At 73.1% G+C, this 17894-nt stretch carries 19 protein-coding genes; 6 read left to right on the plus strand and 13 right to left on the minus strand.

Annotated elements, in window-relative coordinates; translation table 11 throughout:
- Positions 1-35 precede the first annotated feature (35 nt).
- Positions 36-1136 (plus strand): Gfo/Idh/MocA family protein, encoded by a 1101-nt coding sequence (locus tag M4D82_RS12860; protein WP_249766185.1) that lies wholly within the window; start codon positions 36-38, stop codon positions 1134-1136.
- 104 nt (positions 1137-1240) lie between these two features.
- On the opposite strand, the gene M4D82_RS12865 is transcribed toward M4D82_RS12860, so the two are convergent.
- The 4 genes from M4D82_RS12865 to M4D82_RS12880 all read right to left on the minus strand — a co-directional run bounded on the left by M4D82_RS12865 (position 1241) and on the right by M4D82_RS12880 (position 4362).
- Positions 1241-2098: a fumarylacetoacetate hydrolase family protein gene (locus M4D82_RS12865; RefSeq protein WP_249766186.1), complete on the minus strand. Its 858-nt coding sequence runs from the start codon at positions 2096-2098 to the stop codon at positions 1241-1243.
- A 122-nt stretch (positions 2099-2220) separates the two neighbouring features.
- Positions 2221-2907 carry a YidC/Oxa1 family membrane protein insertase gene (locus tag M4D82_RS12870; protein WP_249766187.1) on the minus strand — a complete coding sequence of 229 codons (687 nt, stop codon included), beginning with the start codon at positions 2905-2907 and terminating at the stop codon, positions 2221-2223.
- Positions 2908-3012: 105 nt separating this feature from the next.
- Positions 3013-3351 carry a DUF6412 domain-containing protein gene (locus tag M4D82_RS12875; RefSeq protein ID WP_249766188.1) on the minus strand — a complete coding sequence of 113 codons (339 nt, stop codon included), beginning with the start codon at positions 3349-3351 and terminating at the stop codon, positions 3013-3015.
- 162 nt (positions 3352-3513) lie between these two features.
- A complete protein-coding gene (locus M4D82_RS12880; RefSeq protein WP_249766189.1) occupies positions 3514-4362 on the minus strand; it encodes a class E sortase in 849 nt (282 codons plus the stop codon).
- A 47-nt stretch (positions 4363-4409) separates the two neighbouring features.
- On the opposite strand from M4D82_RS12880, the gene M4D82_RS12885 reads away from it, so the two are divergent.
- Together M4D82_RS12885 and M4D82_RS12890 are read left to right on the plus strand one after the other, a co-directional pair.
- Entirely contained in the window at positions 4410-5414 is a 1005-nt protein-coding gene (locus tag M4D82_RS12885; RefSeq protein ID WP_249766190.1) for an SEC-C domain-containing protein, read from the plus strand.
- A gap of 45 nt (positions 5415-5459) precedes the next feature.
- A complete protein-coding gene (locus tag M4D82_RS12890; RefSeq protein ID WP_249766191.1) occupies positions 5460-6719 on the plus strand; it encodes a DNA cytosine methyltransferase in 1260 nt (419 codons plus the stop codon).
- 6 nt (positions 6720-6725) lie between these two features.
- Here M4D82_RS12890 and M4D82_RS12895 read toward each other — a convergent pair whose 3' ends face one another.
- The 3 genes from M4D82_RS12895 to M4D82_RS12905 all read right to left on the minus strand — a co-directional run bounded on the left by M4D82_RS12895 (position 6726) and on the right by M4D82_RS12905 (position 8790).
- Positions 6726-7163 (minus strand): very short patch repair endonuclease, encoded by a 438-nt coding sequence (locus M4D82_RS12895; RefSeq protein ID WP_349637057.1) that lies wholly within the window; start codon positions 7161-7163, stop codon positions 6726-6728.
- Positions 7164-7203: 40 nt separating this feature from the next.
- Positions 7204-7680 (minus strand): hypothetical protein, encoded by a 477-nt coding sequence (locus M4D82_RS12900; RefSeq protein WP_249766192.1) that lies wholly within the window; start codon positions 7678-7680, stop codon positions 7204-7206.
- Positions 7681-8253: 573 nt separating this feature from the next.
- Positions 8254-8790, minus strand: coding sequence for a GNAT family N-acetyltransferase (locus M4D82_RS12905; RefSeq protein ID WP_249766193.1), 537 nt, complete (start codon positions 8788-8790; stop codon positions 8254-8256).
- Between the two features lie 160 nt (positions 8791-8950).
- Between M4D82_RS12905 and M4D82_RS12910 the strand changes: the two genes are divergently transcribed.
- Together M4D82_RS12910 and M4D82_RS12915 are read left to right on the plus strand one after the other, a co-directional pair.
- Positions 8951-9127: a hypothetical protein gene (locus M4D82_RS12910; RefSeq protein WP_249766194.1), complete on the plus strand. Its 177-nt coding sequence runs from the start codon at positions 8951-8953 to the stop codon at positions 9125-9127.
- A gap of 80 nt (positions 9128-9207) precedes the next feature.
- The gene (locus M4D82_RS12915) at positions 9208-9507 is read left to right on the plus strand and encodes a hypothetical protein (protein ID WP_249766195.1); all 300 of its coding nucleotides are present in this window, start codon (positions 9208-9210) and stop codon (positions 9505-9507) included.
- A 357-nt stretch (positions 9508-9864) separates the two neighbouring features.
- Here the strand turns inward: M4D82_RS12915 and M4D82_RS12920 are convergent, their stop codons facing one another.
- From M4D82_RS12920 to M4D82_RS12940, 5 genes are all read right to left on the minus strand, one after another.
- Positions 9865-11157, minus strand: a complete 1293-nt coding sequence (locus M4D82_RS12920; RefSeq protein ID WP_249766196.1) for a DUF445 domain-containing protein — start codon at positions 11155-11157, stop codon at positions 9865-9867.
- 185 nt (positions 11158-11342) lie between these two features.
- Complete coding sequence (locus M4D82_RS12925) at positions 11343-12002, minus strand: DUF1707 SHOCT-like domain-containing protein (protein ID WP_502989063.1); 660 nt, start codon at positions 12000-12002, stop codon at positions 11343-11345.
- A gap of 226 nt (positions 12003-12228) precedes the next feature.
- A complete protein-coding gene (locus tag M4D82_RS12930) occupies positions 12229-13188 on the minus strand; it encodes an ABC transporter ATP-binding protein (protein WP_249766198.1) in 960 nt (319 codons plus the stop codon).
- A 2-nt stretch (positions 13189-13190) separates the two neighbouring features.
- Entirely contained in the window at positions 13191-14057 is an 867-nt protein-coding gene (locus M4D82_RS12935; RefSeq protein ID WP_502989064.1) for an ABC transporter permease, read from the minus strand.
- Between the two features lie 10 nt (positions 14058-14067).
- Positions 14068-14883, minus strand: a complete 816-nt coding sequence (locus M4D82_RS12940) for an ABC transporter permease (protein ID WP_249766199.1) — start codon at positions 14881-14883, stop codon at positions 14068-14070.
- Positions 14884-15058: 175 nt separating this feature from the next.
- Between M4D82_RS12940 and M4D82_RS12945 the strand changes: the two genes are divergently transcribed.
- The gene (locus tag M4D82_RS12945) at positions 15059-17512 is read left to right on the plus strand and encodes a transglycosylase domain-containing protein (protein ID WP_249766200.1); all 2454 of its coding nucleotides are present in this window, start codon (positions 15059-15061) and stop codon (positions 17510-17512) included.
- Positions 17513-17552: 40 nt separating this feature from the next.
- On the opposite strand, the gene M4D82_RS12950 is transcribed toward M4D82_RS12945, so the two are convergent.
- Positions 17553-17873, minus strand: a complete 321-nt coding sequence (locus M4D82_RS12950) for a DMT family transporter (protein ID WP_249766201.1) — start codon at positions 17871-17873, stop codon at positions 17553-17555.
- Between the last annotated feature and the right edge of the window lie 21 nt (positions 17874-17894).

Genomic DNA, 17894 nt, shown 5'->3' on the forward strand with positions numbered 1-17894 from the left:
TTGCACTTATGCAACACTGTTGCCAAAGTGGGTCCATGACGTCCATGAACGCCTCCCCCGCCCCCCTGCGCGTCGCACTCGTCGGCTACGGCCTCGCCGGCTCCGTCTTCCACGCCCCCCTCGTCTCCGCCACCGAGGGCCTGACCCTCGACACCGTCGTCACCTCCGACCCCGGCCGCCAGGCCCAGGCCCGCGCCGCCCACCCGGACGTACGCGTCGCCGCCTCCACCGACGAGCTGTGGGCCCGCGCGGGCGGCGGCGACGCCCCCGACCTGGTCGTCGTCGCCTCCCCCAACAAGACGCACGTCCCCCTCGCCACGGCCGCCCTCACCGCCGGGATCCCGGTCGTCGTGGACAAGCCGCTCGCCGCCACCGCCGCCGAGGCCCGCACGCTCGCCGCCCTCGCCGAGCGCACCGGAACCTTCCTCTCCGTCTTCCAGAACCGCCGCTGGGACAACGACTTCCTGACCCTGCGCCGGCTCCTCGCGAGCGGCGAACTCGGCGACGTCCAGCGCTTCGAGTCCCGCTTCGAGCGCTGGCGCCCGCAACTCAAGGGCGGCTGGCGCGAGTCCGGCGCCCCGGAGGAGATCGGCGGCCTGCTCTACGACCTCGGCAGCCACGTCGTCGACCAGGCACTGGTGCTGTTCGGCCCGGCCGTACGCGTCTACGCGGAGACCGACGTACGCCGCCCCGACGCGCAGACCGACGACGACACCTTCATCGCCCTCACCCACGCCGGCGGCGTCCGCTCGCACCTCTACGTCAGCGCCACCACCGCCCAACTCGGGCCGCGCTTCCGCGTCCTCGGCTCCCGCGCCGGCTTCGTCAAGTACGGGCTCGACCCGCAGGAGGCCGCCCTGCGCGAGGGGCTGCGGCCCGGCGCCGACGGGCAGCCGTGGGGAGAGGAGCCGGAACACCTGTGGGGCCGCCTGGGCTCCGGTGAGTCGCCGCTGACCGGCGGCGGCATCCCCGTACGGACGGTGCCGGGCGACTACCCCGCGTACTACGCGGCGGTCGAGGCGGCCCTGCGTACGGGCGGCCCGGCACCGGTCACGGCGGACGAGGCGGCGCACTGCCTCGCGGTCCTGGAGGCGGCGCGCACCTCGTCGCGGGACGGAGTCACGGTCACGTTGTGACCGAACGGCCGCGATCCGCGCCGCCCGCCGCGCGGGCACGCGAAGGGGGGCGGGCCGCCACCGGCGGCCCGCCCCCCTTCACCCATGCCTGACGGCCGGGTCGGTCAGGCGTTCTTGAACTCCTGGCGCTGGCGCCCGAGGCCCTCGATCTCCACCTCGACCACGTCACCGGCCCGCAGGAACGGCTTCGGCTCCGGCTGCCCGGCGGCCACGCCGGCCGGGGTGCCGGTGACGATGACGTCGCCCGGGTACAGCGTCATGAAGTGGCTCAGGTACCGGACGACCTCGCCGACGGCGAAGATCTGGTCCGAGGTGTGCCCGTCCTGCTTCCGCTCGCCGTTGACCCACAGCTGTACGTCCAGCACCTGCGGGTCCGGGATCTCGTCGGCGGTGACCAGCCAGGGGCCGAGCGGGGTGAACGTCTCGCAGTTCTTGCCCTTGTCCCAGGTGCCGCCGCGCTCGATCTGGAACGCGCGCTCCGTGACGTCGTTGGCCAGCACGTAACCGCCGACGTGCGCGAGGCCCTGCGCGGCGGAATCCAGGTAGCGAGCGGTGCTGCCGATGACGACGCCGAGCTCGGCCTCCCAGTCGGTCTTCACGCTGCCGCGCGGGATGAGCACCGTGTCGTCGGGGCCGACGACGGTGTCCGGGGACTTCAGGAAGACGATCGGCTCCGCCGGAGCCTCCGCGCCGACCTCCGCCGCGTGCCCGTGGTAGTTCAGCCCGATGCCGACGATCTTGCCGATCCGGCCGATGGGGGATCCGACGCGCAACCCTTCCGCGTCGAGCGCGGGAAGCTCGCCGCCCGCCGCGGCCTCACGCACGCGGGACAGCACGGAGTCGTCCGCCAGCAGGGCGCCGTCCACATCCGTGATCAGGCCGGACAGGTCACGCAGGGTCCCGTCCTGGTCGAGCAGCGCGGGGCGCTCCGACCCGACGGGTCCGACACGCAGCAGCTTCATGGGCATTCTCCCGTGGTCGTGGGTGGTCGGCCCATGGGCGTGCCACGGGCCGGCCGATGGGTTGCGGCCATCGGAGGATTGGTCGATCCTCCAAGATGTCCGTCCCATCCGCAAGACCCTGTTCACAGGCTGGAACGCACCGCTCCGTCATCCTCCTTTCCGGCCCGCCCGGCCCGCTCCGCGCGGTGCTGCAGCCAGGCCCGCTCGGCCACCGACCAGGCCGTGGTGGTCAGCAGGTACAGCCCGGCGGCCAGCGGCACCACGGCCGCCGTGATCAGCGTGCCGAACGACAGCAGGGGCAGTACGCCGCCCAGCCGGCGCAGCACCGCCTGCTGCTCGGGCGTCGGCGCGGGCCGCCCGGCCGACGGCGGCGCGACGGCGAGCGGAGCGGCGGCCGCCGCCCGCCGGCCCCGTACCGCGCTCCAGGCGGCGACGACCCCGATCGCCGCGAACAGCCCGAGGAACACCAGCCCCTGAGCCCCGAGCAGCCCGCCGTCGCCCAGCGCCCCGGTCCAGCGGGACCCGAGGGGCGCGGCGAACAGCCGGTGCCCCAGCAACTCGTTGGCCGCTCCGCCGACGCGGGAGGAGGAGAAGGCCTGGTACATCACGAAGAACACCGGCAACTGGAGCAACAGCGGCAGGCAGCCCGCCGCCGGGGTATCGGCCCGGAAGGCGGCCCGGCTCAGGGGATGCAGGGCGAGCCGTACGAGGACGGTGAACAGCACGATCGCGGCAGCGGTCGCGGACTCGGCCAGTACCGGTTCCAGGAACCGACCCAACACGGCAACAAGATGGGTGAAAACGGACACGTGGGCCCTCCGAAGGGTCTCGTCGAACGTCGAAAGAGGTGCGTTTCGGCGTGACGAGCCGCGAGGGGCGACAGCGATGGACGAGGTACCGGAAGAACTGCGCCCCTACGCGGCCGTCGGGAGACGACGGCCGGGAGCCCTGGGCCGCGACCGGCCCGAGGCGTCGGGATCACGCTGCGGCAGGAACGCCGTGCGGTGCTCGCGATCACGTATCGCGGTGCGTATGCGATGCGGTGGTACGGACCGCACGAGACAGGCGGCCAGGGCGGCGGCGCCCACCGCGACGGCCCCGACGAGGGTGACCACGGCGGCGGCCATGCCGCCGTCCCCCGCCATCAGGCCGAGGACACCGCCGAGCAACAGCAGCGCGAGCAAGGGCCGCACGGCCCGCGAGAGGAACCCGAAGACGGAGAAGGAGGAGAAGGAAGAGAAGGAAGAGAACAAGGGGAAGGGCGACGAGAACCCACCGGACGACCCGGCCACGCGACCCACCCCCTCACACCCACCGCCCCGAACTCCCGTACGCGTCGGGGCACTCGTGATCGATGGTAACCGCCGCCACCGACAACGCGGGGCGGCCGGCGGCGAACCAGCGGACCGGTCCACCTACGACCGCAGCGTCCCCCACACCACCAGACGGTACGTCGAGGTGTACTCGGGCGTGCAGGTCGTCAGCGTGATGTACGAGCCGGGCTCCGCGTACCCGTACTCCGGCTTCACCGCGCTGCGCGGCACGGGCGCGATCACCCCGGTGTCCCGCGCGGTCGTCTCGGGCAGCACCTTCCCCACCACGTACACGTACCGCCGCCCCCGCACGTCCACGATCAACTCGTCGCCCTGCCGCAGCCGGTTGAGGTACCGGAAGGGCTCGCCGTGCGTGTTGCGGTGTCCGGCGAGCGCGAAGTTGCCGCGCGCGCCGGCCTGCGCGGTGCCGGGGTAGTGGCCGGCGTAGCCCTTGTCGAGGACGGCCCGCTTGTCGATGCCCTCGGCGACGGGGACGGAGAGCCCGAGACGCGGCACGCGCAGTACGGCGTACGCCTCCTCGCGCGCGGGCGCCGCCGGCTTCGGCGCGGCCGCGGGCGCACGGCCCGGCGTAGGGGACCCCTCACTCGACGGCGGCTCGGACGGCCCCGCGGCCACGCCCCCACCAGGCTCCTCCACCGAGCCCACCGAACCCACCGCACCCACCCCACCCGCCCCGTCCACCCCACCCCCGGGGTCGGCGGCGGCATCGGCCGCCCACTCCCGTTCCAGGGCCTGCACCCGGCCCAGGGCGGCGACGGCGGCCTGCCGGTTGGTCCACCACACCTGGTGCACCACCAGCAACGCGACCACCACACCCAGCGTCGTGATCAGCTCGGCGCCCGTCCACAGCAGCCGCGCCAGGCCCACCCGACCCGCTTCGCGGCCGCCCCGTTGCACCACCACCCGCACCCGATCCCGCACGGCCCGCACCTTAAGACCTGCCCCCTCAACTGACCAGCGGCAGTACCGTATGATCCATGCGCCCCGACACGCCTGCCGAGCACATCGCCGAAGCCGAGCGCCTCATCCGCACGGCGACCCGCTACCCCGAGGACCAGGAACCCCTGCTCCTCCAGGCCGCGGCCCACCTCGAACTGGCCGACGCACGCGAGCGGGCGAGCACCCTCTACGACCAGCTCCTCGCCGGCTCCCCGGCCGACCCCCACCTGATCAAGGCCCTCCAGGCCGCGAACCTGTGGGAATACGGCCACGAAGCCGAGGCCCGCGCCCTGATCTCCGGCATCCGTGCCGCCGCCCCGGCGGACCCGGCCCCCTGGGAGGTCATCGCGGAGTCCCTGGAGGCGCACGACGAGTTGGAGGCCTCGCTCGACTGCTTCAACGAGGCGGCGAGCCTCCTCGTGGCCGATTCCGCCCCGCTCACCCCCGCCACCACGGCCCTCCTGACGGGCCGCCACCGGGTCCGCCGGCTCCTCGGGCTGCCGCACGACGACTGGGACATGGTCGCCGACACCCGTCACATCGGCCCGATCCCGCTGGACGAACTCCACGACCCGAAGCGCATCTGGGCCCTGGGTTCCGACGATCCGGCGGAACTGCGGGCCGAGATCGCGCGCCTGCGCGCCGAGCTGGGCGACCGCCGCGCCGCGCTGTCGCGGCCCTTCCCGGTGGCGATCCTGCACTGGCCCGAGCGGGAACTGGACGAGTTGGTCACCGCCTACCCCACCCTCGCCGCCGAGTACCCCTCCCACGACGCCCACCTCGCCCACATCGAGGCCTCGCTGCGCGCCCTCGCCGCCTCGGGCACCACCAACCTGGGCATCGTCACGGGCAGCGTCCCCTCCTACGAGGCCTTCGCCGCGTCGGAGAAGACCTCCCCGGCCTCCCCCTCCCTCCTGGCGGAGTACGCCACGACCCTCGCCGCCCGGGGCAAGGCGACCACCTGGCCGCCCTCCCCGACCGCCTCCTGCTGGTGCGGCTCCGGCAAGCCGTACGCCCAGTGCCACGGCGGCCCCACCGCCTGACCGACCCCGCTGACCCTGCCCCCGCGGTGACTACACTTGCCACCCATGACCCCACAGCAGCCCCAGCCGTCTCGACCTGGGCAGATCCGCGTCATGGACCTGTTCGCCGGTGCTGGGGGCTTCTCCGCCGGGTTCCAGCGGTACACCCCGAAGGGGGCCGCGAGTCCGTTCGTTCCCGTCGCCGCCGTGGAGTTCGACCGGGCGGCGGCGGCCACGTACGCGGCCAACTTCGGGGGCTCGCACGTCTACGCCGGTGACATCACCGACTTCGACCCCACGCCCTTCAAGGGCCGGGTAGACGTGATCATGGGCGGTCCGCCCTGCCAGGGCTTCTCGGGGCTCGGCAAGGAGGACCCGACGGACCCGCGCAACGAGCTGTGGCAGGAGTACGTGCGGGTGGTCGCCAAGGTCCACCCCAAGGTCTTCGTGATCGAGAACGTCGACCGCTTCCTGAAGTCCCCGCAGTACGCGGAACTGGTCTCCGCCTCGACCACGCCCGGCCACCCGCTCCACGACTACACCGTCGTGCCGGCCGTGCTGAACGCCGCCGACTACGGGGTGCCGCAGGCGCGCCGCCGGGTCATCGTGATCTGCACGCACAAGGACTACGCCGAACCCCTGCGCCATCCCGCGCCGACGCACCACAAGTACGGCTTCCTGCCCGGCGACGAGCCGTCCGGGGGAACGTCACTGCCGCGTTGGACCCCCGTCTCGGACGTATTCGAGGTGTCCGCGCGCCGCCCGCTGCTGGAGCGGATGCCCGATCCGCGACGCGACGAGGCCGACGTGGCGGGCCCCGTCCCCGGGCACTACCTCACGACGGACCTGCACTTCGGCCGCAGCCCCGAAAACCTCTCCCGCGCCCGGTACATGGCGATCCCGGAGAACGGCAACCGCAAGGACCTGCGCGGCGTCTTCTACCGGCTCGACCGCTCGGGCGCCATCCGGCTCTCCACCGAGAAGGGCTACCACCGCCTGAAGGGCGAGCAGTTCTACCTGTCCACGGAGAGCTGGGACAACCACAACTCCGGTTCCGGCGACGTGATGGGACGCCTGCGTAAGGCGCACCCCTCGGTGACCATCCGCACCGAGTTCTACAAGCCGGAGAAGGGCCGCTACCTCCACCCCACGGAGGACCGTCCGATCACCCACTACGAGGCCGCCCTGATCCAGGGCTTCCCCGAGAGCTTCCGGTGGTACGGGACGAAGATCGAGATCGCCCGACAGATCGGCAACGCCGTCCCCGTCGGCCTCGGCACGGCCCTGGCGCGCGCCATCCACACGTTCCTCGCGCCGGGAGCCTGAGCCGCGTCACGCGCGGGCGGCGGTCCGCTCCGCGCGCCGGCCGACGACGGTCGCCAGCACCCGGGCCGCCGCCGTGTCGACGTCCTCGTGCTCCCACACGCGCAGGGCCAGCCAACCCGCCTCGGCGAGCCGGGCGTCGGTGTCGAGGTCCCGACTGCGGTTGCCCTCGATCTTCGCGCGCCAGAAGTCCGCGTTGTTCTTCGGCCAGGTGGCGTGCTCGGGGCAGCCGTGCCAGAAACAGCCGTCCACGAACACGGCCACGCGCGCCGGCCCGAAGACGATGTCCGCCTCGCGCCGTACGCCCTTCACCGGCCGTTGGTGGATCCGGTAGCGGACCCCCGCCGCGTGCAGGGCCTTGCGCAGCGCCACCTCCACCGAGGTGTCGCGGCTCTTCTGGCGGCTCATCCGCGCCCGCACGCCGGCGGTCGTCACGAGTTTCTCCACGCCACCATTGTGGCCCGCACCACTGACGGCGCCCCTGCGGTCACAGGGGCAGCGCGAGCTGCTGGTGGCCGCGGGCGACGACCGGGGGCGGGTCGGTGCGGGCGGCGGCGAGGGCCAGCAGGGCGCGCAGGGCAGCGAGGACGTCCGCCGGGGTGTCGCGGACCATCGCCGGGGTCGCGCTGACGACCAGGATGCCGTGGGCCTCCAGGCGCAGCCGGCGGCGCAGGGTGGCCTGCCAGGAGTCGCGGGTGTAGTGGTACTCCGCCGAATCGATCTCCAGGGCCACGCCCTCGTCGGGCCAGTACGCGTCCGGGCTGGCCAGGAAGGCACCGTCCGGGGTGTGGAGGCGGGCGTTCCACAGGGGTGTCGGCAGGTCGGTGTCGGCGAGGGCGTCGCGGGCCCGGCCCTCGGCGACCGAGCGGACCCCGGCCAGGAGTTCCCGGCGGCCTCCCGGATCGCGGGGCGGGACAACAGGCGGGAGGTGCGGAGTTCGGCGTGCAGGTCCTGCGGGTGGCACCAGCCGGCCTGGACGACCTGGGCCAGCACCGCCCGGACCCGGTCGGCCCGGATCGGTGCCGGCCGGCCGGTCGGCGCCGCCCGCGCGGCGAAGTCGGCGGCGGCCCGGACGGGGCGAGCGCAGGGGATGCCCGAGACGGTGAGGGTGCGCGGCCAGCGGGAGGTGGGCAGGGGCCGGACCTCGGGGGTCGCGGCGAGCCGGCGCGGGGCGCGGATCAGGACGTCGGCGGGGGCGGGCGGAGTGTCGCGGATGCCGAGGAGGGCGAGGGCGGCGGCGCCGGTGAGGGCGGCGGTGTCGCCGTTCAGCGGGTCGGCGGTGGGTTCGGCGGCGTACAGGACGGCGGCGAGGGCCTGTTGACGCGGGCCCGGGGGCCCGGTCTGGAGCAGGTAGACCCGGGGCAGCAGGCGCTGCCAGGGCCCGCCGGGGCGGGTGCGGGAGGTGACGGTGGTGGCGGGGACGCCGGCGGCGAGGAGCTGGTGGCGGGTGGCGAGGCCGAGCTGCCTGCGGGCCGCCCTGACGGTTCCGTTCGTGATCATGGCCCCGGTATGCCCGGGGCGCAGGGCCCCCTACCCCTCAGCGGCCGGGGTGCCCCGGGGCCAGGAAGACGATCACGCCGGTCAGGGTGCCGGGAAGCGCGGGGACCTCGTGCCAGCCGAGCCGCCGGTACGTGGCCACCGTGTCCGTGGCGAGCCGCGAGGTCAGCAGCCACGCCCGGCCGTCGGGGGCGTCGGCGGTGATCTCGGTGAGCAGGGCGCGGCCGGTGCCGTGGCCGCGCGCGTGGGCGCGGACGGCGAGCTCGTCGATCTCCAGCGCGCCGACCAGCAGTTCGCGCACCCGCTGCGGGCCGAGCTGGGCGGCGACCTGCGGGTAGGCCCGGTGCTCGGGGAAGGGGTCGCGGGTGATCCAGCCGGTGGCGAAGCCGTCGATGCCGGCCGGGGACTGCGCGAAGGCGGTACGGAACCCCGGGCGCCGGACGTCCGACTGAAGCCGGGTCGAGAAATGGCGAATGGTTTCTTCGCCTTCGTTCCACGGCGGGGCGGAGAAGACCTCCGCGTAGGCGTCGACCAGTTCGTCCGCGAGGTCGAGGACGGTTCGTCCGTAAGAGATCACGGTGTCGACTCCAGTGGTGGGTTGAGCGGGTTTCCCCCTGGAGGACCGAATCTACGCGCAGAAGGTTCCCCGGCCCGACGGGCCGCAGAAGCGGAGAGTATGCGACAAATCGCCCGCGTGTCGTCCGTGTCGCGGGCCCGGCCGCGGCGTTGAGCAGCCCGTGGACAGACTGCTGCGGGTGGCCGGGCGGTGCGCGCTCGCCTTCCTCCTCGTCCTCGGGGTGGTGGCGACGCTGCCGAGGGCGGTACGGGAGGCGGTGCCGGACGCCGCGATCGGCGGGGCGGTGTTGGCGCTCGGCGCGCTGGGCGCCCGACGGGCGTCGAGGCGCCCGCGTTAGCCTGCCCGTACCCATGACCGATTCACCGGGTGATCACCCGGTCCTCCGCATCGCCGGAGGGACGAACGAGGGAGTTCGAGATGGCGCGCGTACCGAGTTCCGTAGTGGCGGCGGCCGGCCTGGTCGGCGGTTACGCCGTCGCCCGCTGGACGAAGAAGCGGCCGCTGGGCGGCGTGGTGCTCGGCGCCGCCGGGCTCGTCGCCGGCCGCGAGTGGCACCGCCAGGGCGGCACCCCGGCGGCGGCCGGGCTGGGGGCGCTGTACCTCGCCGGCTTCGCGGGCGCGCACCCGCTGGCCAAGAAGATCGGCGCCTGGCCGGCCGTCATCGCCGCGGCCGGCGTAGTGGCCACAACGTCCTGGGCCGTAGCCGACCGCACCTGACCAGCTCAGCCGGGCAGCCGGGGAGCCGGGCCGGTCCCGAAGGGCCCGTGCCGCCCTGCGCAGACCCGCCCGACAGGGAGCCGGGCTGACCGGCAGAACCGGGCCGACCCGGGCACGGGCTGAGCCGACCGGCGGAGCGAGCCCAAGCCGGGCGGCACCCAAGCCGGATCGCCCGGACCGGCAGGCCCCCGCCGACGGAGACGGCCGCCCTGCCCGTGCCGCCCTGCGCAGACCCGACCGACAGAGCCGGGCTGGGCCGGGCGCGGGCTGAGCCGACCGACGGAGCCGGGCAGAGCCGGGGTCGGGTCGGGCGGGCCGAGCCTGATCGCCCGCGCCGGGGCGGCCGGGTCCGGTGGTTCAGGCGCCCAAGGCGCGGGAGATCGTGTAGATCAGCAGGCCGGCCAGGGCGCCGACCACCGTGCCGTTGATGCGGATGAACTGGAGGTCGCGCCCGATGTGGGCCTCGATCTTCCGCGAGGTGTGCTCGGCGTCCCAGCCGGCCACCGTCTCCGTGATCAGCGAGGTGATCTCGGCGCGGTAGGTGGTGACCACGTAGACCAACGCGCCCTCGATCCACCCCTCGACCTTGCCCTGGAGGCGCCCGTCCGTCGCCAGGCGCGCGCCCAGCGACAGCAGCGCGGACCGCACCCGCAGCCGCAGCTCGCTCCGCTCGTCCTCCGCCGCCGAGATGATCATCGCCCGGACCGCCGTCCACGCGGAGGCGATCACGTCCTGCACCTCACTCCGCTCCAGGACCTCCGCCTTCAGCCGCTCCACCCGCGCCCGGGTGTCCGTATCCGACTGGAGGTCGAACGCGAAGTCCGTCAGGAACCGGTCCAGCGCCCCGCGCGCCGGATGCGCCGGCATGTCCCGCATCTCCGTGACGAAGCGCAGCAGCTCCCGGTACACGCGGTCGCCGACCTTGCGGTCCACGAAGCGCGGCGTCCACCCCGGGGCGCCGCCCTGGATGGCGTCCAGCACGGACTCGCCGTGGGTGACCAGCCAGTGCTGGGCCCTGGCACACACGAGGTCGACGGCCCGGTGGTGGCCGCCGTCGGCGACGACGCGTTCCAGGGTCTTGCCGAGGCTCGGCGCGATCTCGACGTTCTCGGCGCGGCGCGTGATCGCCTCGCCGACCACCGCCTGGACGTCGGAGTCGCGCAGGACGGTGAGGGCGCCGCGCAGCGCCGTGGCCAGCTCGGAGGTGACCCGGTCGGCGTGCGCCGGCTCGGCCAGCCAGGCGCCGAGGCGTCCGCCGATGCCCAGCGCGCGCAGGCGGGCCCGGACCACGTCGGGGGACAGGAAGTTCTCGCCGACGAACTCCCCGAGGGTGATCCCGAGCTGGTCCTTCTTCGTCGGGATGATCGCGGTGTGCGGAATCGGCAGGCCCAGCGGCCGCCGGAAAAGGGCCGTGACGGCGAACCAGTCGGCGAGCGCGCCCACCATGCCGGCCTCGGCGGCGGCCGCGACGTACCCGGCCCAGCCGCCGGCGCCCCAGGCGTTCTGGGCGTACTTGGCGAGGACGTAGACCAGCGCGACCAGCATCAACAGACCCGTCGCGGTGGTCTTCATCCGGCGCACCCCGCGCTGCCGCTCCTCATCCGCCGCGCTGAAGACGAAGGCGCCCCGGGCGCGAGGGGGCCCGGTCACGCCGGCGACCGTTCCACTGACCGTTTCGCCGGCCGTTCCGCTGCGGCTGTCCACGTCGTCCACGTGCTCCTGCCTTCCCCCGGTGGCCGGTTTTGTCTGCGTATCATCCGACTCCCGGGAGGCCCCGGGAGTTCCCGGCACGCCGGCCCCGACAATTTGCGGCACACCTGCACGGCCGCGACGAGCTACAGCTCCTTGCGGGTCTCGCCGCCGCCCAGGGGCTTGCGCTTCGGCTCCTTGACCTTGATCCCCACGCCGCCCCAGAAGGCCAACCCGGTCACGATCACCCGGGGAGCGCCCGGATCCACCGGGTGGTCACTGACGCTCTGGTCGAAGCCGCCCATGATGCCGATGCCCCGCACGTCGACCTCCACGCCCGGCGGGACGGTGATCTCGATGCCGCCCATGACGGCGAAGCAGTTGATGACCACCTCGCGCTCCGCGAAATTCGCCTGGCGCAGGTCGATCTCGCCGCCGCCCCAGAACGCGATCGCGTTGAAGTGGCGCGGCACCGTCCAGTGACCCTTGCGCTGGAACCCCGACATCACCGCGACCGCCGTGGCCGAGGTGCCCGAGCCGCCGATCCGGCCCGCCCAGCCGGCGTCGCGCGGGGCGGGCGCCGAGCCGGGCGCGGAGGCCAGGGGGGAGATCCCCGCCGGCGTGCCGGAGGCCGGGAGGTCACGGGTCAGGGGTTCGAGTTCGGCGTAGGTACGGGAGGCGTACGCCGCCTCCAGCCGCTCCCCGAACTCCTCCATGTCGAGCCGGCCCTCGGCGACGGCGTCCCGCAGCCGCTCCACGACCAGCTCACGATCGGCGTCCGAGGCCCTCAGCCCGCCCGGCGACAGTGGCTGCGGCTCCGGCTTTGCCACCGGCCCCGGCTGCTCGGCGGGGGCCTTCTCCAGCGATGCCTTCTCCGGCAACGGCTCCTGCGGCCGCTCGTCACTCATGCGGACCACCCTATGCACCAAGACGCCCCGGATGAATGGTCCGGCCCCCCACCCCCACCCCGGGACCACCCCTGATTTAACCCGTACGCGCCCCCGGGCCAGACCCCCGTCATCGCCCCCGACCTCACCCCCGTCCCGCGTACATCCGGGCGATCACGTCCTCGATGTCCGGCTCCCGCACCGACAGGTCCGACAGCGGGTACGCCGCCGCCACCGCCGCGACCAGCGGCGCCGCCGAGGCCCCCGCCGGGAACGCCAGCCACTGCCGCGCCCCGTCCACCTTCACCACCCGCGCCCCGTCCACCTCGATCGGCGCCAGCTCCCGCTCCAGGTCCACCACGAGCGTCCGCTCGCCCTCCCCCACCGAGCGCAGCCCGCCCAGGGAGCCGTCGTAGACCAGCCGCCCGTGGTCGATCACCATGACCCGGCCGCACAGCTGCTCGATGTCCTGGAGGTCGTGCGTGGTCAGCAGCACCGTCGTGCCGAGTTCCCCGTTCAGCCGCCGCAGGAAGGTGCGTACCTTCGCCTTGCTGACGACGTCCAGGCCGATCGTCGGCTCGTCCAGGTACAGCACCTCCGGGTCGTGCAGCAGCGCCGCCGCGATGTCCCCGCGCATCCGCTGCCCCAGCGACAGCTGCCGCACCGGCACGTCGAGCAGCGCCGCCAGGTCGAGGCTCTCCACGCACCGCTCCAGGTTCTCGGCGTAACGCGCCGCCGGGATCCGGTACATCCGCCGCATCAGCCCGTAGGAGTCCTTCAGCGGCAGGTCCCACCACAGGGTGGTGCGCTGCCCGAACACCACCCCGATCCGGTGCGCGAGCCGCAGCCGCTCGCGCGACGGATCGATGCCCGCGACGCGCAACCGGCCGCCGCTCGGGGTGAGGATGCCGGTCAGCATCTTGATCGTGGTGGACTTGCCCGCGCCGTTGGGCCCGATATAGCCGACGACCTCCCCCCGCGCGATCTCGAAACTGATCCCGTCCACGGCTCTCACCTGCCGTTTCTCCCGGCGCAGCGGGCCCACCCGGCGCCGTACGTCGAAGACCTTCTCGACCCCGTCCAGCGAAATCAACGCGTCCGACACGACTAGCTCCCGGTACTGCGGTACGAACGGACACCCGCGCGCCACGCCAGCGACGCGGGCAGGAACACCACGAGGGCCACGAGCGGGCTCAGGTACGCCGCCCACCCCGGCAGACCCAGGGGGTCGGGCCGCCCCAGCACGTGCAGCGCCGGCACCCAGTTGACGAAGGCCAGCGGCACGATGAAGGTCACCCCGCGCACCAGGTCCTTCGCGAACACCGTCGGCGGATACTGGAGCATCGTGCAGCCGCCGTAGGTGAAGGAGTTCTGCACCTCGGCCGCGTCCCCGGCGAGGAACTGGAACGCGGCCCCGGCCACCAGCACCGCGCCGAAGATCCCCGCGCCCGCCAGCACCATCACCGGGACCAGCAGCGCCTTGCCGAGCGTCCAGTCCACGTCCAGGGCCACCACCGCCCAGCCCAGCACCCCCAACCCCTGCACGGTCCGCCCCAGCCGGCGCAGCGCGAAGCGGTCCGCCGCGACCTGCGCGAGGACCGGGACCGGCCGCACCAGCATGGTGTCGAGCGAGCCGTCGCGGATGCGGGCGCCGACCCTGTGGGTGTTGCCGAGGACCAGGTCCGCGAGCCCGAGGGAGGCCGAGCAGGACCCGTAGAGCAGGGCGATCTCGGGCAGCGTGAACCCTCCGAGCGCGTCCACGTGCGCGAACATCAGGTAGATCCCGACGAAGTCGAGCAGGGTGATCGCCGCGTTCCCGACCGTCGCGAGGAGGAACGAGGTCCGGTACGTCATCGTGGCGCGGATCCACATGGCCACGATCAGCCCGTAACCGCGCAACCCGTCCCACAGGCGCCCGCCCCTGCCCGCCGGGCCGCCGTCCGGCAGGTCGCCCGCGCTGCCCTCCCGGGCCAACGTCGTCGTCTCAGCCACCCTGGACCACCACCTTGCGCGTCGCCGCCGCCTGCGCGAGGCGCCCCACGCCCAGCAGGAGCAGCGCCCAACCGGCCTGGAAACCCAGCGCGGGCAGGGCCGTACCCGCGCCCTCGTGCGTGCCCAACAGGACGTCCAACGGCGTCTGGAGCACCGCCGCCCACGGCAGGACCCGCACCACCGCGCCGAGTTCACCCGGGAAGACGGTCAGCGGCAGCAACACCCCCGAGAAGAAGATCATCACGACCGTGGCCATCATGTTGATCCCGGCGCCGTCCATCAGCCAGAACGCCGCCAGCCCCAACAGGTAGCGGATCGCGAAGCTCACCACCAGCCCGAGGAACACCGACACCAGGAACAGCGACCAACGCGTCACATCCGTCGGCAGGGCCAACGGAAAGACCAGCGCCCCGGCCACCAGCGGCAGCACACCCCGACCCAGGAGTTGGAACGCCGCCCGCCCCAGGTCGGCGGCGAGCCACCACCCCTGGAGGTCGACCGGCCGGTACAGGTCGACGGCGATGTCACCCGTCCGCACCCGCTCCTGGAACTCCTCCTGGAAGCCGCCCCCGATCAGCGCGGCGGCGGCCAGCAGCGACTGGCTCACCCACACGAAGGTGAGGGCCTGCGCCTGGTCGTACCCGCCGAGGCCGGGGCGCTCGTCCCACAGCGCGATGTACGTGTACGCGACGATGAAGCCGAAGACCGTATTGGTGAACACGCCTGCGGCCGTCGCCGTTGCGTACGTGGCGTAGCGCCGGAATCCGCCGGCCGCCACGGCCGCGTAGAGCCGGGCTCCCTGACGCACCGTATCCCTCCGTTTCCCCACATCGTTCCTACGTCGGCCAAAGCGCGCGAGCTTAGTGCGGAGGGGCGAGCCACGCGACCGATTTATGCCCGTCCGGAGCCAAATCACCGGCCATCGGGTAGACAACATGAGGTACAGACGTGGACGTTTCGCACGGCGCCGAGGAGTTCTGGAGATGAGCGACCAGTCACCACCCCAGGGCTGGACTCCTCGCGACCCGGACACCCACGGGCGGCAACGACCCACCGGCCGACCGGACGCGGCCTCCGGCCCGACCGACGCCCGCCCGCCCGCCGGCGCCCCCGGCCGGGGCCGGCGGCGTACCGGATGGCGACGGCTGCTGCCGACCTGGCGCATGACGCTCGCCGGGATCCTGCTGCTCGCCTTGCTGCTGGGCGGCGCCCTCGTCGCCGGATACCTGCTGGTGGACATCCCGCCGGCGAACGCGGCCGCCACCGCGCAGTCCAACGTCTACCTCTACGCCGACGGTTCCCCGCTCGCCAGTGACGGCGAGGTCAACCGGGTCAACGTCCCGCTGTCACAGGTACCGAAGAGCGTGCAGCAAGCCGTCCTGGCCGCCGAGGACCGCGACTTCCACTCCGAACGGGCGGTCGATCCCAAGGCGATGGTGCGCGCCGCCTGGAACACCCTGACCGGCAAGGGGAAACAGTCGGGCTCGACCATCACCCAGCAGTACGTCAAGAACTACTACCTGGGCCAGGAACAGACGGTGAACCGGAAGGTGAAGGAGTTCTTCATCGCGATCAAACTCGGTCGCGAGAAGTCGAAGAACTACATCCTCGAAGGCTATTTGAACACCAGCTACTTCGGCCGCAACGCCTACGGCATCCAGGCCGCCTCCCAGGCCTACTACGGCAAGGACGTCAACAAACTCACCACCGTCGAAGGCGCCTACCTCGCCACCCTCCTCAACTCCCCCAGCGCCTTCGACGTCGTCGCCCACCCCCGCAGCCGCGACCGCGCGATCGCGCGCTGGAACTACGTCCTCGACGGCATGGTCAAGAAGGAGTGGATGACCCCCGAGCAGCGCGCCGCCGCCACCTTCCCGGAACCCGGCAGGATCCGCCCGGCCGCCGGCCTGTCCGGGCAGCGCGGCTACCTGGTCGAGGCCGTCAAGGAGTACATCGCCGAAAACCGCATCCTCGACGACAAGACCCTGGCCGAGGGCGGCTACCGCATCACCACGACCATCGACCGACACCGCGAGAACGCCTTCGTCGCCGCCGTCCAGAAGGAAATGATCGACAAACTCGACCCGACCGCCCGCCCCGCCGACCGCTACGTCCGCGCCGGCGGCGTCTCCATCGACCCGGAGACCGGCAAGGTCGTCGCCATGTACGGCGGCATCGACTACACGAAGCAGTACGTCAACAACGCGACCCGGCACGACTACCAGGTCGCCTCCACCTTCAAACCGTTCGTCTTCGCCTCCGCCGTGCAGAACGACTCCCGCACCCAGGACGGCCGACGCATCACCCCGAACACCGTCTACAACGGCGACAACCGGCGGCCAGTCGTCGGCGGCCGCATCCGCTACAGCCCCGAGAACGAGGGGCAGGTCTCGTACGGACCCATCACCGTCACCACCGCCACCGACCTGTCCGTCAACGCCGTCTACGCGCAGATGGCCGTCGACGTCGGCACGGCGAAGGTCAAGGAGACCGCCATCGCCCTCGGCATCCCCGAGAACACCCCGAACTTCCCGCCCGTCCCGGCGATGGCGCTCGGCACCCTCCAGGCCAGCGTCCTCGACATGACCCAGGCCTACGCGACGCTCGCCGACCACGGCCGCCACACCCCGTACACCCTGCTGGAGAAGATCTCCAAGGACGGCGAGGACATCGACCTGCCGAAGCGCCCCCGACGCGAGGCGATCAGCCGCGAGGCCGCCGACACGACGACCTCCATGCTGATCAGCGTCGTCGACAACGGCACCGGGACGGAAGCGCTGGCCGCCGGGCGCCCGGCGGCCGGCAAGACGGGCACCGCCGAGGAGGACCGCGCCGCCTGGTTCGCGGCGTACACCCCGAACCTGGTGACGGTGGTCTCGATGATGGGCCAGGACCCGGACACGGGCACGCTCCAGTCCCTGTACGGGGCCCTGGGCGAGAACCGCATCGGGGGCGGCGGATACCCGGCCCGGATCTGGGCGGCGTACACGAAGGCGGCGCTGGAGGGCTTCGACCCGCTGGACTTCGAGCTGGAACTCCAGCCGGGCGCGGACCGCCTCCCGCCGCCCCTCCAGCCGAGCATCCCGCAGCAGCCCGAGGACGGCAGCCGCCCGCCCTTCCCGCCGACGACGCCGACGGGCGGCCGGACGACGTCCGGCCAGGAGACCGGGGGCCAGAACACGGGCGGCCAGACCACCGGCGGCCGCACGCCCACCGGCGGCCAGACGAACGGCGGCCAGACGACGGGCGGCCAGACCCCCACCGGAGGCCAGACCACGAGCGGCCGGACGGACGGAGGCCAGACCACCGGCGGCCAGACCCCCACCGAAGGCCAGACCACCGGCGGCCAGACCCCCACCGGAGGGCAAACCACCGGCGGGGAGACGCCGGGCGGGGAGACGACCGGCCGCCGCCCCCCGGCGGACTACCTGGAGTGACCGCGGCCGCCTCGGACGTCAGGGCGGCGTCGGTGCGACGTCAGTGCCCGGAGGTGGCCTTCAGCCCGACCACGGCGACCAGCAGCAGCGAGATGAAGAAGATCCGGGCGGCGGTGACGGGCTCCCCCAACACCGCCATCCCGAGGACGGCCGCACCGGCCGCGCCGATGCCCACCCAAACGCCGTACGCCGTACCGATGGGCAGGGTCTTCGCGGCGTAGGACAGCAACACCATGCTCGCGACGATGCCGGCACCCGTGAAGACGGACGGCCACAGCCGCGTGAACCCCTCGGTGAATTTCATGCCGATCGACCAGCCGACCTCAAGCAGACCGGCGACGAGAAGAAGAACCCAGGCCATGACAGGCACCTCCGGGACGAG

The organism is Streptomyces sp. RerS4 (assembly GCF_023515955.1).
In the GTDB taxonomy this organism is placed as follows: Bacteria; Actinomycetota; Actinomycetes; order Streptomycetales; family Streptomycetaceae; genus Streptomyces.

Bases quoted from the DNA above. Each gene is read 5' to 3' on its own strand.
- M4D82_RS12860 (WP_249766185.1), top strand. From the start codon at position 36: ATGACGTCCATGAACGCCTCCCCCGCCCCCCTGCGCGTCGCACTCGTC.
- M4D82_RS12885 (WP_249766190.1), top strand. From the start codon at position 4,410: ATGCGCCCCGACACGCCTGCCGAGCACATCGCCGAAGCCGAGCGCCTC.
- M4D82_RS12890 (WP_249766191.1), top strand. From the start codon at position 5,460: ATGACCCCACAGCAGCCCCAGCCGTCTCGACCTGGGCAGATCCGCGTC.
- M4D82_RS12945 (WP_249766200.1), top strand. From the start codon at position 15,059: ATGAGCGACCAGTCACCACCCCAGGGCTGGACTCCTCGCGACCCGGAC.
- M4D82_RS12865 (WP_249766186.1), bottom strand. From the start codon at position 2,098: ATGAAGCTGCTGCGTGTCGGACCCGTCGGGTCGGAGCGCCCCGCGCTG.
- M4D82_RS12950 (WP_249766201.1), bottom strand. From the start codon at position 17,873: ATGGCCTGGGTTCTTCTTCTCGTCGCCGGTCTGCTTGAGGTCGGCTGG.
- M4D82_RS12915 (WP_249766195.1), top strand. From the start codon at position 9,208: ATGGCGCGCGTACCGAGTTCCGTAGTGGCGGCGGCCGGCCTGGTCGGC.